We start from the raw sequence: 14,288 nt of genomic DNA, 5'->3' as shown, positions 1-14,288 counted from the left end.
GTGGCTCCGGATCGTCAGTAGAACTCGACGGTGTCGACGCGGTTGATCAGTTCCTCGCCGTCGAGGAACCGGGTGGCGTTGCGCGCGAACAGTTCCGCGATGAGCCGGTCCTCCGCGGGATTCAGCGCCGCGGTGTGCGGGCTGACCAGTACGTTCGGATGCGTCCACAGCGGGCTGTCGGATGCCAGCGGCTCGGACGCGAACACGTCCAGCGCGGCGAAGCCGACCCGCCCGTCCTCGATGGCCGCGGTCATGGCGGCCTCGTCGACGACGCTGCCGCGGCCGACGCTCACCACCGTCACTCCGGGCTTGACGGCGCCGAATACCTTTGCGCTGACGAGGCCTTCGGTGGCGCTGGTTCCGGGAAGTGTCACGACGATGCCGTCCGCGTCGCCGACCACGTCCACCAGTCGGTCGGGGTGCACGATCTCGTCGACCCCCTCGACCGCGGTGTCGCGCCTGCTCGTTCCCACGACCGTCGCGCCGAGGGCCTTCAGCTTCAGCGCCGTCGCGCGGCCGATGCTGCCCAGTCCGACGATGACGATGCGCTGCCCGGACACGGTTCCCATGGCCCACCGGCCGCTCCACGTCTTGTCGCGCTGCTGGGCGAGTAGCCGCGGGAGGGTCTTGGCGCCGGCCAGCAGGCCGAAGACGGCGAACTCGGCGAGTGGTGCCGCGTGCACGCCGGCGGAGGTGCTGAATGCGATGCGGCCGAGTTGCTCGTCGGTGAGTCCGGCCGCCTTCACCTGGGCTCCGCCGCCGGCCGGCATCGTGTGCACCCAGCGGAGGCCGGGGTTGACGCGCGCCGTTCTCGTCAGTGCCGCAGGCGTCTCGTCGGGCACGCCGTACAGGGCCTGCGCCGAATCGACCAGGTCGTCGAAGGCCTTCTGCTGCTCCGCGGTCCGGGTGAACGACGGGTCGCCGGAGTGGTCGCCCGGGAATCGGGACGGCGGCAGTAGATCCTGCTCGCGGATGAAGTCGATGCGCGGTTCCGCCCGCGTGACGAGGTCGATGAGTTCCTCGCTGACGGGGGTCGCGGCGACTACACGGAGTCGCCCGTCGTGCGGCTTCGGGTCAGGTGCGCTCACTGCGGTTTCCTTCGGTACGAGACCAGCTCTGGCCATATGTTCAGAATAAAAACTCTGCACTAATCATGTGATTCAGTCAACACTTTCGATTACGTATGACAAATAACGCTGTGCGCGGTAGGGTCCTCGCCATGCCAGTGACCTGGGTCACTGCACCGACCTATTTGTGACCGCGCTGAACGTGGTCCCGTCCCGCAACGGAGCAGAAGATGTCCCCACACTCGAAAATGCCGGAACACAGTGGATCCACCCGACCGGTGCGCGCCTCCGACGACCCGGACTACGCCGCGAACCTTAAGCGCGCGACGCTCGCCAGTTCCATCGGCAGCGCACTCGAGTACTACGACTTCGCCCTGTACGGCCTGGCGTCGGCGTTGATCTTCGGTGAGCTGTTCTTCCCCGCGATGGGCGCGTCGGCCGCGCTGATGGCCAGTTTCGGCACGTACGCCGTCGGATTCCTGGCCCGACCCATCGGCGGTCTGTTCTTCGGCGCCCTCGGTGACCGTCTCGGACGCAAGGCCGTCCTGATGATCACGATCGCGATCATGGGCGGTGCGAGCACCTTGATCGGCGTGCTGCCCACCGGTGCCCAGGTGGGCATCTGGGCACCGATCCTGCTGGTCGTGCTGCGACTGCTGCAGGGCTTCGGCGCCGGCGCAGAGCAGGCCGGCGCCACCACACTGATGGCGGAGTACTCGCCCACCCAGCGACGCGGGTTCTTCTCCGCACTCCCGTTCGTCGGGATCATGGTGGGCACCCTGATGGCGTCCGGGGTCTTCGCGATCCTCGGTCAGATCGATCGTGAACTGCTCCTCGCCTGGGTGTGGCGGGTGCCGTTCCTGGCCTCCATCTTCCTCATCGCCGTCGCCGTGTTCATCCGGCTCCGCATGCAGGAGAGCCCCACCTTCATCAAGTTGGAGAAGCAGGATCAGGTCAGCGAGAGCCCGTTCCGGGAACTGATCGGCAGTTCGATGCCCAGCGTGCTCCGCGGCATCGGCCTGCGGATGGCCGAGAACGGCGGCTCGTACATCTTCCAGACCCTCGGCATCAGCTACGTGACGACCGTGGTGGGCGTCAGCAAGTCGATCGGACCGCTCGCCATCGCGTGCGGCGCCGCCATCGGCATGCTCGTCATCCCGTTCTCGGGCGCGCTGTCGGACCGCTTCGGCCGGATGCGGGTGTACCGGTTCGGTGCGGCGCTGCAACTCGTCCTCGCCGTCCCGTCGTGGTGGCTACTCTCGCTCGGCAACCCCTACCTCGTGGTCGCGACCCTCGCGGTCAGCTACGGGATCGGCGTCAACGTGATGCTCGGCGCGCAGTGCGCCGCCCTGCCCGAGCTGTTCGGAAACCGTCACCGCTACATCGGCGTCGCGGTGGCCCGGGAGACGAGCGCGATCCTGGCCGGGGGCATCGCCCCGTTCGTCGGCGCGCTGCTGCTGTCGCTGATGAACAACTCGTGGGTGCCGCTCGCGATCTACGTGCTGGTCCTCAGCGTCATCTCGTTCGCCACGACGTTCGTGACCCCCGAAACCCGTGGCCGCGACCTCGGGCTCGCGTGGGACGCGATGGCCGACCCGGTGCACGGCCCGGATGCCGTTGCCCCGTCCGAGGATCGGGTCGACGCATGAGGCTGGCCCGCATCGCCACCGCCTCGGGACCGCGGCCTGTGTGCCTGCGCGACGGTCGCTGGCACGAGGTGGCCGATCCGTTCGCGGACACCTTGACGTTCACCGGACCCGCACACGACGTCGACGGGGCGCGCCTGCTCGCGCCTGCCGAACCGCGGGTCCTGCTCGGGATGGCGCACAACGGCGCACCCGGAGATCGCGACCTCCCGTTGCAGGCGTTCATGAAGTCGGCGCGCACGGTGATCGGCCCCGAAAATCCGATCCTGGTCGACGAGGGGCTGGGCAAGGTCGTCGTGGAGGGCGAACTGGCCGTCGTCATCCGCCGCACGTGCCGCAATCTGCGCCCCGAGGACGTCCCGTCCGCGATCCTCGGCTACACGATCGGCAACGACGTCACCGCCGTGGAGCAGATCGCGCTCGACGACAAACTCACCCAAGCGAAACACGGCGACGGCTTCACCCCGCTGGGTCCGTGGATCGAGACGGACCTCGACCCCGGCGACGTGCCGATCGCCGTGCGCGTCAACGGGGTCACCGTGGCGGAGGCGTCCACCCGGCAGCTGGCGTGGAACGTGTCCGAGCAACTGGTCCACCTCACCCGGTATCTGACGCTGGGGCCGGGGGACGTGGTGCTCACGGGTTGCCCGTTCACGTCGGGCCCGGTCGAACCGGGCGACCGCGCCGAGATCACGCTCGACGGAATCGGCACGCTCGGCAACCCGGTGGGTGCGCTGTGACCCTGTTCGATCTGTCCGGGCGCATCGCCCTCGTCACCGGTTCGAGCCGGGGAATCGGCTACGCGCTCGCGCGGGGTCTGGCCGGGGCGGGCGCCACGATCGTGCTCAACGGGGTGTCGCCGAGCCGTCTCGCGCAGGCCCGCGAGCAGCTCGGCGCGGAGTTCGGCGAGACCCGGGTCCACGCGTACGCGTTCGACGTCACCGATCCCGGGCGGGTGACAGAATCCGTCGAGCGGATCGAGTCGGAGGTCGGGCCGATCGAGATCCTGGTGAACAACGCTGCGCTGCAGCACCGCCAGCCCCTGCTCGATGTAACCCTCGAGGACTGGAACAGGGTGATCACGACAGACCTCACCAGTGCCTTCCTCGTCGGGCGTGCGGTCGCGCGATTCCAGATCGGCCGTGGCAGCGGGAAGATCGTCAACGTCTGCTCCGTCCAGAGCGACCTGGCCCGGCCCACCATCGCGCCGTACACCGCCGCGAAGGGCGGTTTGCGGAATCTGACCCGCGCGATGACGGCGGAGTGGGCACGCTCCGGGCTGCAGATCAACGGCCTCGCCCCCGGCTACATCCACACCGAGATGACGCAGTCCCTCGTCGACGACGCCGAGTTCGACGCCTGGCTCCGCGGCCGGGCGCCGGCAGGCCGGTGGGGCACTCCGGACGATCTCGTGGGTCCGGCGGTGTGGCTGGCGTCGGACGCCTCCCGGTACGTCAACGGTCAGGTGATCTTCGTCGACGGCGGGATGACGTCGGTGGTGTGACGAGTCACCGGCCGACGGCGGCGGGTTCGGTCTGCACGTCCCCGAAGGAACGGCGGGTGTGCCGGACGAGTTCGCGGAGCGCGGGACCCCCGAGGCTCTTCCAGACCAGCGCGAGCACGGCCGGGATGTCGACGCCGTCGAGAGCGACCGCCGTCAATCGGCCCCGGTAGTCCGTGGCCATCGACTCGCTGAGGATCGCGACGCCCAGCCCGCGGATCGCGAGGTCGGCGACGGCGTCCGGTGCGCTCGCCTGCAGGGCGATGTCGGGACGCAGGCCTGCGGCCGCACACGCCTCGTCGAACACCGTCCGGATGCCCGTTCCCGTCGGCATACATACGATCGAATGGTCGCCGAGTTCGGTCAGCGTGACTCGCGACTGCCCGGCCAGCGGGTGATCCGGCGACACTGCGGCGACCAGCCCCTCGCTGATGATCGGGAACGCGTCCAGCCCTTCCGGCGGGGCGGTCGAGGTGGCGACGAGAGCGAGATCGATCGCACCGGCGCGGACGCGTTCGACGAGGCGGTCGGAGCTGTCCTCGGTGAGCGTGATCTCGATCCCGGGGTGCGCGACGTGGAACGCGGACAGCGCGTCGAACAGCGGCTTGATCGTGCACGCGGTGACCATCCCGACGACGAGCCTCCCCCGGATCAGCTGGTTCACGTCGTCGACGGCCTGCCGCATGGCGTCGGCCGAGGCGAGGGCCGCGCGGGCGTGCAGCAGCGCCGCCTCCCCCGCCGCCGTGAGCGTCGCCGTCCGGCTCGACCGGTCGATCAGCGTGGCGCCGAGGTCGTGCTCGAGTTGCCGGATCTGAGCGCTGATTCCCGACTGGCTGATGTGGACGCGTTCCGCGGCACGGGTGAAGTTCGCTTCCTCGGCGACCGCGACGAAGTACTCGAGTTGCCTCAGTTCCATAACCACTGATTCTAGTATTCAGCAGAACTATCTGTTGGACTTCCGGTTGCGCCGGCACCACCCTGGAAAGGGACCGCAGTTCAGCCACGAAAGGATTCCCGGTGACCGACTACGAGAAGGCCCAGCACCCCGAAGACCTCACCCGACTGTTCGTGGAGCGCAGCAACGCGGGCGACGCGGCCGGAGTCGCCGCCCTGTACGAGGAGAACGCCGTGATGGCGTACCCGCCCGGCAGCCGGACCGTCGGCCGGGCCGCCATCCGGAAGCTGTGGGAGTCGGTGCTCGCGAACGCGCCGCACTTCGAACCGGAGACACCGCTCCCCACCCTGATCAGTGACGACATCGCGCTCACGTCCACCCCGCCGAAGGACGGATCCGGCGCGCGGGCGCAGGTCGTCCGCAGGCAGCCGGACGGAACCTGGCTCCGACTCCTCGACCAGCCGGAATTCGTCCCGCCCACCAGCTGAGCCGGCCCCTACACGGCATGAACTTCGTTGTCCACCATTGCATCTGCATTCGGATCGGTGGGATCATAGAGGTCATGCGCAGACCGCGTTGGCCGGCAGTAGCACCACCCACCACCGGAGGACACCGGGTCCACGGCCCCCTGCTCCTCACGGCCGAAGACCACCTCACGCTCGAGCTGTTCGAGATCGTGGCGTTCCCGGACGGCCTCCAGCTCCGGATGGCCCTGACCGCGACGGGCAGACCCGCGGAGCTGGCGCAGTACGAGACCCGCTCGCTGTCCGACCCGGACGATCCGTCGACGCGGTGGTCCTATCTGTCGGTGCGGGCGCGCGTCGACGACATCGAGGGTGAGGCCGACCCCTACCATCCGGCGGCGGCGTCGAAGCCGTGCGGGAGCGGGCCGCCCGAGTACCGGACCGAGCCGCACTACTGGCTCGACGCGATCCCCGCATCGGGTTTCATCTCGGTCACCGCCGGTTGGCCGCGGATCGGCCTCGGTTCGACGACCACCACCATCGGCCTCGAATCGAGCACGCGAACGTCGTGACCGGTCAGGCGCAGCAGTTGGGGTCGAGGACGACCCGCAGTGCGTCGAGGGCATCCGGTCGAGCGCTGTAGAAGACGTTCATGCCGCGGCGCACTGCCTGGACCATTCCCGCCTTCTTCAGCTGGCCGAGGTGGTGGCTGACGGTCGACTCGGACAGGCCCACGCCGGTCGCGAGATCGCACGTGCACACCTCGCCCTCGCTCGTGGTCAGCAGGATCGACATCAGCTTGATCCGGACCGGATCGGCCAGGGCCTTGAGCCGGAGCGCGACGTGCAGCGCGGACTCGTCGGTCATCGGGGCGGCCGAGACGGGCGCGCAGCAGATCGGTCCGGACACATCGAGAACCGGCAGCGTCTTGGGCATGAAGCCATGATCCCACCTTCTTGACATATGTCAAAAAGGTGGGATTCTGTGAATGCAGAGCAATTCGACATATGTCACACAAGTGGAGGTTGTCATGTCCCGCGCCCAACTAGCCCTCAATGTCGACGACCTGGAGGAAGCAGTCACGTTCTACTCGAAATTGTTCGACACCCGGCCCGCGAAACTGAAGCCGGGATACGCGAATTTCGCCATCACGAAACCACCCCTGAAACTGGTGCTGCTGGAGAACCCCGGCCAGGGCGGCACCGTCAACCACCTCGGCGTCGAGGTCGAATCGAGCGCCGAAGTGCACGAGGAGATCACCCGGCTGACCGCGGAGGGCCTCTTCACCGACGAAGAGATCGGCACCACCTGCTGCTTCGCCACCCAGGACAAGGTGTGGGTCACCGGCCCAGCCGGCGAGAAGTGGGAGGTCTACACCGTGCTCGCCGACTCCGACACGTTCGGGTCGAGCCCCCGGCACCGTGACTCCGACACCGCCGCCGATGCCGAGGAGGCCACCTGCTGCGGCACCGACGCCGGAACCTCCTGCTGCTGACCCGGGCCGCCGGATGGGAGCAATAGAGAAACCCCGCCGCCTGCATCACTACAGTCGACGGGGTTTCTTTGTGCGCCCGAAGGGATTCGAACCCCTAACCTCTTGATCCGTAGTCAAGTGCTCTATCCGTTGAGCTACGGGCGCATGTTCTTCAGTTGTCTAGCTTTCACCGGCCGTCTAGGCCCGGTGTGGCGGAGGCGAGAGGATTTGAACCTCCGGTCCCTCGTAAAAGGGACAACTCATTAGCAGTGAGTCCCATTCGGCCGCTCTGGCACGCCTCCCTGGGGTGGTTCCGATCCCTTCGGACCGCCGGTGCGAAAGATTACACACCTTTCCACCACAAAGGCAAAACGGCTGGTCAGCGCGCAGGAATGGCCGCTCTAACGCAGGTGGCTGTCGAACCAGTCGAAGATCCGCCGCTGCGCGTCGACGATGGCCTGCGCGCCCGGGTCGTCGTCCCGGTCGGGCACCTGTGGAGGTTCGTCGGCCCGGTGCGCGAGCCCGGCATAACTCACGACGAGTCCCGCGACGTCGGACTTGGCGGTGGCGTCGCGCAACATCTCGACCTGATCGGGCGGTGTGGACGGGTCGTCCTCCCCGTACAGACCGAGCCACGGCGCCTTCAGCCCGGGCGCCGCGTGCACCAGCGCGGGCGCGTCCTCCGACAGCGGTTCGACGATTCCGCGGGCGGCGACGCTCACGGCGGCACCGACGGGACGGGTCGTGGCGACGAGCAGAGCGGCGGTCCCGGCGTCGTCGAAGCCCAGCACCCCTACGCAGTCGGCGTAGATCCCCCGCGCGATCAGCCAGTCGAAGGTGGCGTCGAAGTCGGCGAACAGGGCGTCGCCGAACACCTCGACGTCGCTGGTCGCCGGTTCCCGGTGGAAGAGGTGCGGCGCCACCGTCACCCACCCCTCCATCGCGAGCGAACGCATCAGATCGAGGAGGGCGTCGCTGAACGTGCGCGACTCGTGCAGGATCACGATCCCGCCCCGCGCCGGACCGTCCGGTTCCACCGCGGTGAGCGGAACGCGCCTCTGCGGGTCTACGGGCGCGTCTCCGGACGTCCGCAGGGCCGCACTGTCCCTGAAGAATCCCGACATGTCCCTACCTTGGCACGAAGGGGGCGTCGGCGCAGTGGATCGGGAGGCGCATAATCGCCTGGTGACTCCGCGAACCAGGGCAGACCTCGACTCGATCACGGCATACGTTCCCGGCAAGAGCTATCCCGGCGCGATCAAGCTGGCCAGCAACGAGACCACGCTGGGACCGTTACCGAGCGTGCGCGACGCCATCGCAGACGCCGTCGCCGTCGCGAACCGGTACCCGGACAACGGTCACGTCGCGCTGATCGCGGCCCTCGCCGACCACTTCGGGGTGACCACTGCGAACGTCGCGGTCGGGGCCGGATCCGTGAGCCTGTGCCAGGAACTCGTCCACGCCACCTGCAACGACGGTGACGAAGTCATGTTCGCGTGGCGCTCGTTCGAGGCGTACCCCGTGGTCACCAGCGTGGCGGGCGCGGTCCCGGTCACGGTGCCCCTCACCCCCGACTACCGGCACGACCTCGATGCGATGGCGGCCGCGGTCACCGACCGGACGCGGCTGATCTTCGTCTGCACCCCGAACAATCCGACCGGGCCTGCCCTGGGCACGGATGAGCTCGAGCGGTTCCTCGACGCCGTGCCCGACCGCGTGGTCGTCGCCCTCGACGAGGCCTACTTCGAGTACAACCGGTCGGGCGCCGACGGTCTCGACCTGTTCCGCCGGTACCCGAACGTGGTGGTGTTGCGCACGTTCTCCAAGGCCTACGGCCTGGCGGGTCTCCGTGTGGGATACGCGATCGCCGATCCCGCGGTCGTCACCGCGCTGAGCAAGGTCCACATCGCGTTCACGGTCAACGCCGTCGCGCAGGCCGCCGCCATCGCGTCGCTGGCCGCATCCGGTGAACTGCTGGCACGCACGGACGGCATCGTCGCCGAGCGGGGCCGGGTACGCGACGCCCTGCTCGCCGCCGGATACGAGGTGCCCGAATCCGCCGCCAACTTCGTCTACCTCCCGCTGGGCACCCGCTCCGGAGCGTTCGGCGCGGCCAGCGCCGAGGCCGGTGTCGTGCTGCGCCCGTACGGCAACGACGGGGTGCGGATCACGATCGGCGATCCCGAGGAGAACGACGCGTTCCTCGCGTTCGCGACGAGCACCGAGGCGCGCTCGATCGCGAACATCGCCGTCCGGGCGTAACGCTCGAGATGTAAACGTTACCCACGGGTACAACGCCCGTGACTCCTTGTTGGCAGACTCAGTGAGGTTTTGCCGAAGGGAGACCGTCCATGCGTCGCCGCGCCGCGCTCCGCACTGCCGTGCTGGCGGCTGGACTGGCGACAACACTGGCGATCTCGGTGACGTCGGGGCTGTCGGCGCAGGCCCAGGATTCGGCGGTCTCCGTCCGGCTCCTCGCTTTCAACGACCTCCACGGCAGCCTCGAACCGCCGCCCGGCGTCCGCAGCCAGGTCAAGCACGCCGACGGTTCGCTGGTCCCGGCCGGCGGCGCCGCCTACCTGGCCGCCTACGTCGCCCAGCTGCGCGGTCAGGCCACCCGTGCACTGCTGTATTCGGTGGGCGACAACTGGGGGTCGTCGGCGCTCGAATCCGCGATGTTCCACGACGAACCAACCGTGCAACTGCTCAACCGGATGGGCGTCGACGCGTCCGCGATCGGCAATCACGAACTCGACGAGGGATACACCGAGTTCCGGCGGATGCAGACCGGGGGCTGCCATCCCGTCGACGGCTGCCGGTTCGGAAACACGTTCGCGGGCGCGGACTTCCCACTCCTCGCCGCGAACATGGAGTTCGACGACGGCGCACCCGCGACACTGCCGTTCACCGTCGACTACGTGGAAGGCATCCCGGTCGGGGTCATCGCGACCATGCCCGCCGACACCGCCACGATGGTGACCCCGGAGGGCGTCGGCGGGCTGCGCTTCACGGACGAGCTCACTGCCGTCGACCGGACCGCGGATCTCCTCGACTTCTTCGGCGTCCGGGCCATCGTGCTGCTGCTGCACCGGGGAGCCGAACCCGTCGCCGACAACGGCCCGAACTCGTGCGAGGTGACGTCGGGACCGGCACGCGACCTCGCGCTGCGGGCGTCCCCGAAGATCGACGTCATTTTCACGGCCGACAGCCACCAGCAGTACAACTGCTCGTTTCCCGACCCGATGGGCAACCCGCGCGTCATGATGCAGGGCGCGTCCCACGGCCGCATCGTCTCCGTGGTGGACGTGTCGATCGACCGCACCACCCGGGACGTCCTGCGCGACCGCACGTCCGCGTTCAATCAGGTGGTCACCCACGACATCCCGCCCGACCCCGACATCCAGGCGCTCGCCGACAGCGCCACCGCCCAGGCCTCCCGGATCGGTGCGGCGCGGGTGGCGTCGCTGTCCGGCGACCTCACCCGCGACGAGACCGCCGGCGGCGAATCGACCCTCGGAAACGTCGTCGCCGACGCCCAGCTCGCCGCCGGGTCCGGGCACGGCGCCCAGGTGGCGCTCACCAACCCCGGCGGACTCCGCGAAGACCTGCTGCGCGGCGCCGACGGCGCCGTCACGTACGGGCAGACGTACGCCGCTCAACCGTTCGGCAACACCCTCGAGGTCCTGACCGTCACCGGCGCGGTGCTGAAGACCGCCCTGGAGCAGCAGTTCCAGCCCCGCGGGGACGGCACGGTCACCGAGCGGATCCTGGCGCCGTCGAGTTCGCTGACATACGCGCTGGATCGCTCGGCGATCGTCGGCGAACGCATCTCGGACCTCCGGGTGAACGGTGCAGCCGTCGACCCCGCGCTCTCCTACCGGGTGGCGGTCAACAAGTTCCTCGCCGACGGCGGCGACGGGTTCGACGCGTTCCGCACCCGCACGGAGACGGTGCACGCGGGCTGCGACCTCGACGCCTTCACGACGTATCTGGGAGCGCATTCACCCGTTACGCCGCCGAACACCGACCGGATCACCGTGGTCGGTTAGGAACGCCCGTTCAGACGCCGAGCGCGCTCTTCAGGACCGGCCACGACGTGCGCAGTTCGTCCTGCCAGTACGGCCACGAATGCGTGCCGAAATTGCGGTAGGCGAACGTCGCCGGGATCGCGAGCTGGGTCAGGCGTCGCTGGAACGTCTGCGTGCAGAGGTTCGCCGCCGCCTCGAGCGGGCCGCCCACCGCGATCGTGGACGCGATGTCTCCGGTGATCTCGTACGGTCCGGGAAGCCCGTTGCCGGTGGAGATGTAGATCTGCTTGCCGCGCAGCGCTTCGGCGTTCACCGACGGATCGTGCGCGGTCCAGGCGGGATCGGTGTCGGGACCCCACATGTTGGCCGGGTTCCCGCCCTTGAACGCCACCGTGCCGCGGACCGAGTCACGCGAGCTGGGGTTCGAGTTGTCGAGGCATCCGCTGTAGGCCGCGAGTCCGCGGTAGAGCTGCGGGTGCCTGGTGACGAGGTTGGCGGCGCCCATCGCGCCCATCGACACACCCGCGACGGCGTTGACGCCGTTGCCGCTGAAGTTCTTGTCGATGATCGGCGGGAGTTCGTCGGCCAGGAACGTCTCCCACTTGTTGATTCCCAGCGTGGGGTCGGGCTGCAGCCAGTCGGTGTAGTAGCTGGCGGTGCCCCCCACCGGGAGCACCACGTTGACCTTCTTGTCGGCGAAGAACTGGACGACGTCCGTCTTCTGCGTCCACGTGCTTTCGCGGAAGTCCGACTCGGCGCCCGCACTGACGCCGTCGAGCAGATACAGCGACGGCCGCGAGCCGCCACCGGCGGGATGCAGGACCTGCACCTGGACGACACGGCCCATGGCGGGGGAATTGATGAAGACGGCACTACGGGTGTCGGTGAGCGGGACGATCTTGTCGACGCTCGCGACGCCGTGGCCCTGGGGCGCGACCGGAGCAGGCACCGGATCGGCCACTGCAGTGAACGCCGGCCCCAGAAGGGTCAGTGACACTGCCAGACCGACAGCAGCCATTGCTTCGCGACGCATAAAGTAAACCCTCTTCCCCGGACTGTGTGGACCCCGATTGCACAGTACAAAATGCGTCCGGTCAACAAGAGCTTAGAGGGTTTGTGACAGCTGTGTGCTCCACCGTGATCACGTTGTAGTCACCACGGTTCGCTTGGCGGACCGCTACTTGGACAGTGCCGACTTCAGCTGATCAAGACCTTCCCCGCTGAGTTCGTCGAGCGAGGCGCTGCGTCCCGTCATCGCCAGCACGAGCGCCAGCATCGGGCCGGAGACCTCGGGTCCCGATCCGTTGCTCCAGTCGGTGTCGGTCGCCCGCAGCGTCAGCCCGGCGACCCGCGACTTCGACCCGATCAGCAGGTTCGAATTCTTGTAGAAGTCGGCGACGCGGACGACGGCGTCCATCGGATACTCGTGCGCGATGCCGAGCGGCCGGCGGATGTCCTCGCCGTGGACGATCATCTCGCCCAGCATGGCGTCGATCGGGCCCGGTGGGTGGGTGGAGTCGGCCATGTGCGCCCGGAACTCGTCGAGCGACTCCGCCGGTGTTCCTTCCTCTTCGTGTGCGATGTCCTTCTCGAACATGTTGTTGATCCGAAATCCCGACCCGACGAGTTTTCCGACGAATTTCGGCGGCGTCATCTTCTCCGTCGCCGTCATGTGCGCGAACACGTCCCGCACTGTCCACCGCTCGCAGAGCGACGGCGTCGACCACTGAGTGTCGGTCAGCGGTTCGAGGTCGTCCACCAGGGCGCGGCGTTCTTGGTGAATCGTGGGCCAGGGGCTTGACGTTGTCATTTTCACTCCCTCGTCGCCAAGAATTCTTCCACTTCGCGGCGTTGGCGGCGAGACCCATTGCACAACGTGTTAGTCACGACTAACGTATTGGTCGTGCTCGATCAGTTGGAAGTCGCAGCTGAGCCCACCCGGAGACGCCTCATGCAACTGCTGACAGCAGGTGAACAGACCGTCAACAACCTCGCCGCACACTTCCCAGCGAGCCGGTCTGCGATCTCGCAACATCTCCGGGTGCTCACCGAGGCCGGGCTGGTCACCGCGCGCAAGGACGGACGCTTCAGGTACTACCGGCTCGATCCTCAGGGACTCGCACAGCTCCGCACGTTGTTCGACTCCTTCTGGATCGACGAACTCGACCGCCTCGTCGCGGACGCCACCGACGAAGCAGGATCCAAAGGAGACAGCTGATGCCATTCGACAAGACCGTCGTCGTCCCGCTGGACCCGGACGCCACGTTCGATCTCGTCACCAGACCGGACCGATTGCGGCGGTGGCAGACCGTCGCGGCCCGCGTCGACCTGCAGGCCGGAGGCGAGTACCGGTGGACCGTGGTTCCCGGGCACTCGGCGGCGGGCACCTTCCGGGAGGTCGTTCCCGGACAGCGGGTGGTGTTCGGATGGGGCTGGGAAGGCGACGACGAACTCCCACCGGGAGCGTCCACCGTGACGGTCACCCTCACCCCGACCGCCGGCGGCACCGAGGTGCGCCTCGTGCACGACGGGCTGAACGCCGAACAGGCCACCCGCCACGCGGAGGGCTGGAACCATTACCTCGACCGGCTCGTCGTCGCCGCGCAGACCAGCGACGCCGGGCCCGACGACTGGGCGGCCGCACCGGACCCGCTCGACGAACTGTCCAGCGCCGAAGCGACATTGGCTGTCGTGCAACGCGTCCTGCGCGGCGTCACGGCGGAGGACATGTCCCGGCAGACGCCGTGCACCGAGTTCACCGTCGCCCAGCTCGCCGATCATCTCGTCGGTTCGATCACCGCCCTCGGCGGCGCGGCGGGCGCGACGTTCGACGACGACCCCGGCAAACCCGTCGAGGCCAGAATCGCCGACCTCGCCCAGCCCGCGCTGGAGGCGTGGCGCAATCGCGGCCTGGACGGCACCGTGACGCTCGGGACGAACAACGCCCCCGCAACCGTCGCAGCGGGGATCCTGTCGATCGAATTCCTGATCCACGCCTGGGATTTCGCGGCAGCGACCGATCGCGACGTGGCCGTTTCCGAGCCGCTCGCCGAATACGTGCTGGCGTTGGCACACAAGATCATCTCGCCCGAAGGCAGGAAGGCCGTCGGGTTCGACGACCCCGTACCCGTCGAGCACACCAGCGACGCGGTGACCCGGCTCATCGCCTACACCGGCCGCCACCCCGTCCCGGCGGCCTGACACCTCACACGG

General features: G+C 68.3%; 16 protein-coding genes and 2 tRNA genes. 10 read left to right on the top strand and 8 right to left on the bottom strand.

What is annotated here, in order from left to right:
* Positions 1-14 precede the first annotated feature (14 nt).
* Entirely contained in the window at positions 15-1,088 is a 1,074-nt protein-coding gene (locus MLGJGCBP_RS13690; RefSeq protein WP_160096207.1) for a D-2-hydroxyacid dehydrogenase, read from the bottom strand.
* Positions 1,089-1,315: 227 nt separating this feature from the next.
* Between MLGJGCBP_RS13690 and MLGJGCBP_RS13685 the strand changes: the two genes are divergently transcribed.
* The 3 genes from MLGJGCBP_RS13685 to MLGJGCBP_RS13675 are packed head-to-tail and all read left to right on the top strand — an operon-like array spanning position 1,316 to position 4,217.
* Complete coding sequence (locus tag MLGJGCBP_RS13685; RefSeq protein WP_160096437.1) at positions 1,316-2,716, top strand: MFS transporter; 1,401 nt, start codon at positions 1,316-1,318, stop codon at positions 2,714-2,716.
* Positions 2,713-3,453, top strand: a complete 741-nt coding sequence (locus MLGJGCBP_RS13680) for a fumarylacetoacetate hydrolase family protein (RefSeq protein WP_160096205.1) — start codon at positions 2,713-2,715, stop codon at positions 3,451-3,453. Before MLGJGCBP_RS13685 ends, MLGJGCBP_RS13680 begins: the two co-directional genes overlap by 4 nt.
* Positions 3,450-4,217 (top strand): SDR family oxidoreductase, encoded by a 768-nt coding sequence (locus tag MLGJGCBP_RS13675; protein ID WP_160096203.1) that lies wholly within the window; start codon positions 3,450-3,452, stop codon positions 4,215-4,217. Before MLGJGCBP_RS13680 ends, MLGJGCBP_RS13675 begins: the two co-directional genes overlap by 4 nt.
* Before the next feature lie 4 nt (positions 4,218-4,221).
* On the opposite strand, the gene MLGJGCBP_RS13670 is transcribed toward MLGJGCBP_RS13675, so the two are convergent.
* Entirely contained in the window at positions 4,222-5,130 is a 909-nt protein-coding gene (locus tag MLGJGCBP_RS13670; RefSeq protein WP_160096201.1) for a LysR family transcriptional regulator, read from the bottom strand.
* Between the two features lie 101 nt (positions 5,131-5,231).
* Here MLGJGCBP_RS13670 and MLGJGCBP_RS13665 point away from each other — a divergent pair, with 101 nt between their 5' ends.
* Both MLGJGCBP_RS13665 and MLGJGCBP_RS13660 read left to right on the top strand, forming a co-directional pair.
* Positions 5,232-5,597 (top strand): YybH family protein, encoded by a 366-nt coding sequence (locus MLGJGCBP_RS13665; RefSeq protein WP_160096199.1) that lies wholly within the window; start codon positions 5,232-5,234, stop codon positions 5,595-5,597.
* Between the two features lie 74 nt (positions 5,598-5,671).
* The gene (locus tag MLGJGCBP_RS13660; protein WP_087561568.1) at positions 5,672-6,145 is read left to right on the top strand and encodes a hypothetical protein; all 474 of its coding nucleotides are present in this window, start codon (positions 5,672-5,674) and stop codon (positions 6,143-6,145) included.
* A 4-nt stretch (positions 6,146-6,149) separates the two neighbouring features.
* Here the strand turns inward: MLGJGCBP_RS13660 and MLGJGCBP_RS13655 are convergent, their stop codons facing one another.
* Entirely contained in the window at positions 6,150-6,509 is a 360-nt protein-coding gene (locus MLGJGCBP_RS13655) for an Rv2640c family ArsR-like transcriptional regulator (protein ID WP_160096198.1), read from the bottom strand.
* A gap of 94 nt (positions 6,510-6,603) precedes the next feature.
* Here MLGJGCBP_RS13655 and MLGJGCBP_RS13650 point away from each other — a divergent pair, with 94 nt between their 5' ends.
* On the top strand, positions 6,604-7,068 hold the full coding sequence (locus tag MLGJGCBP_RS13650; protein WP_087561570.1) for an ArsI/CadI family heavy metal resistance metalloenzyme: 465 nt from the start codon (positions 6,604-6,606) through the stop codon (positions 7,066-7,068).
* 71 nt (positions 7,069-7,139) lie between these two features.
* Here MLGJGCBP_RS13650 and MLGJGCBP_RS13645 read toward each other — a convergent pair.
* The 3 genes from MLGJGCBP_RS13645 to MLGJGCBP_RS13635 all read right to left on the bottom strand — a co-directional run bounded on the left by MLGJGCBP_RS13645 (position 7,140) and on the right by MLGJGCBP_RS13635 (position 8,171).
* A tRNA-Arg gene (locus MLGJGCBP_RS13645) sits at positions 7,140-7,212 on the bottom strand.
* Positions 7,213-7,257: 45 nt separating this feature from the next.
* A tRNA-Ser gene (locus tag MLGJGCBP_RS13640) sits at positions 7,258-7,349 on the bottom strand.
* Positions 7,350-7,448: 99 nt separating this feature from the next.
* On the bottom strand, positions 7,449-8,171 hold the full coding sequence (locus MLGJGCBP_RS13635) for a dienelactone hydrolase family protein (protein ID WP_087561571.1): 723 nt from the start codon (positions 8,169-8,171) through the stop codon (positions 7,449-7,451).
* Between the two features lie 61 nt (positions 8,172-8,232).
* Between MLGJGCBP_RS13635 and hisC the strand changes: the two genes are divergently transcribed.
* Positions 8,233-9,309, top strand: coding sequence for a histidinol-phosphate transaminase (hisC, locus tag MLGJGCBP_RS13630; protein WP_160096436.1), 1,077 nt, complete (start codon positions 8,233-8,235; stop codon positions 9,307-9,309).
* Positions 9,310-9,398: 89 nt separating this feature from the next.
* Positions 9,399-11,096, top strand: a complete 1,698-nt coding sequence (locus MLGJGCBP_RS13625; protein WP_160096197.1) for a bifunctional metallophosphatase/5'-nucleotidase — start codon at positions 9,399-9,401, stop codon at positions 11,094-11,096.
* A 10-nt stretch (positions 11,097-11,106) separates the two neighbouring features.
* On the opposite strand, the gene MLGJGCBP_RS13620 is transcribed toward MLGJGCBP_RS13625, so the two are convergent.
* Complete coding sequence (locus tag MLGJGCBP_RS13620) at positions 11,107-12,108, bottom strand: alpha/beta hydrolase (RefSeq protein WP_087561573.1); 1,002 nt, start codon at positions 12,106-12,108, stop codon at positions 11,107-11,109.
* A 144-nt stretch (positions 12,109-12,252) separates the two neighbouring features.
* Complete coding sequence (locus MLGJGCBP_RS13615; protein WP_160096196.1) at positions 12,253-12,885, bottom strand: maleylpyruvate isomerase family mycothiol-dependent enzyme; 633 nt, start codon at positions 12,883-12,885, stop codon at positions 12,253-12,255.
* Between the two features lie 141 nt (positions 12,886-13,026).
* On the opposite strand from MLGJGCBP_RS13615, the gene MLGJGCBP_RS54295 reads away from it, so the two are divergent.
* Together MLGJGCBP_RS54295 and MLGJGCBP_RS13605 are read left to right on the top strand one after the other, a co-directional pair.
* On the top strand, positions 13,027-13,293 hold the full coding sequence (locus tag MLGJGCBP_RS54295) for an ArsR/SmtB family transcription factor (protein ID WP_236581075.1): 267 nt from the start codon (positions 13,027-13,029) through the stop codon (positions 13,291-13,293).
* Positions 13,293-14,276, top strand: a complete 984-nt coding sequence (locus MLGJGCBP_RS13605; RefSeq protein WP_160096195.1) for a TIGR03086 family metal-binding protein — start codon at positions 13,293-13,295, stop codon at positions 14,274-14,276. The genes MLGJGCBP_RS54295 and MLGJGCBP_RS13605 overlap by 1 nt, the downstream gene beginning before the upstream one ends.
* Positions 14,277-14,288 lie beyond the last annotated feature (12 nt).

The organism is Rhodococcus sp. T7, from assembly GCF_009872365.1.
Lineage (GTDB): Bacteria > Actinomycetota > Actinomycetes > Mycobacteriales > Mycobacteriaceae > Rhodococcus_F.
Note: the sequence above shows the minus strand (reverse complement) of the source record. Positions and strands in the feature narration are given on the sequence as shown.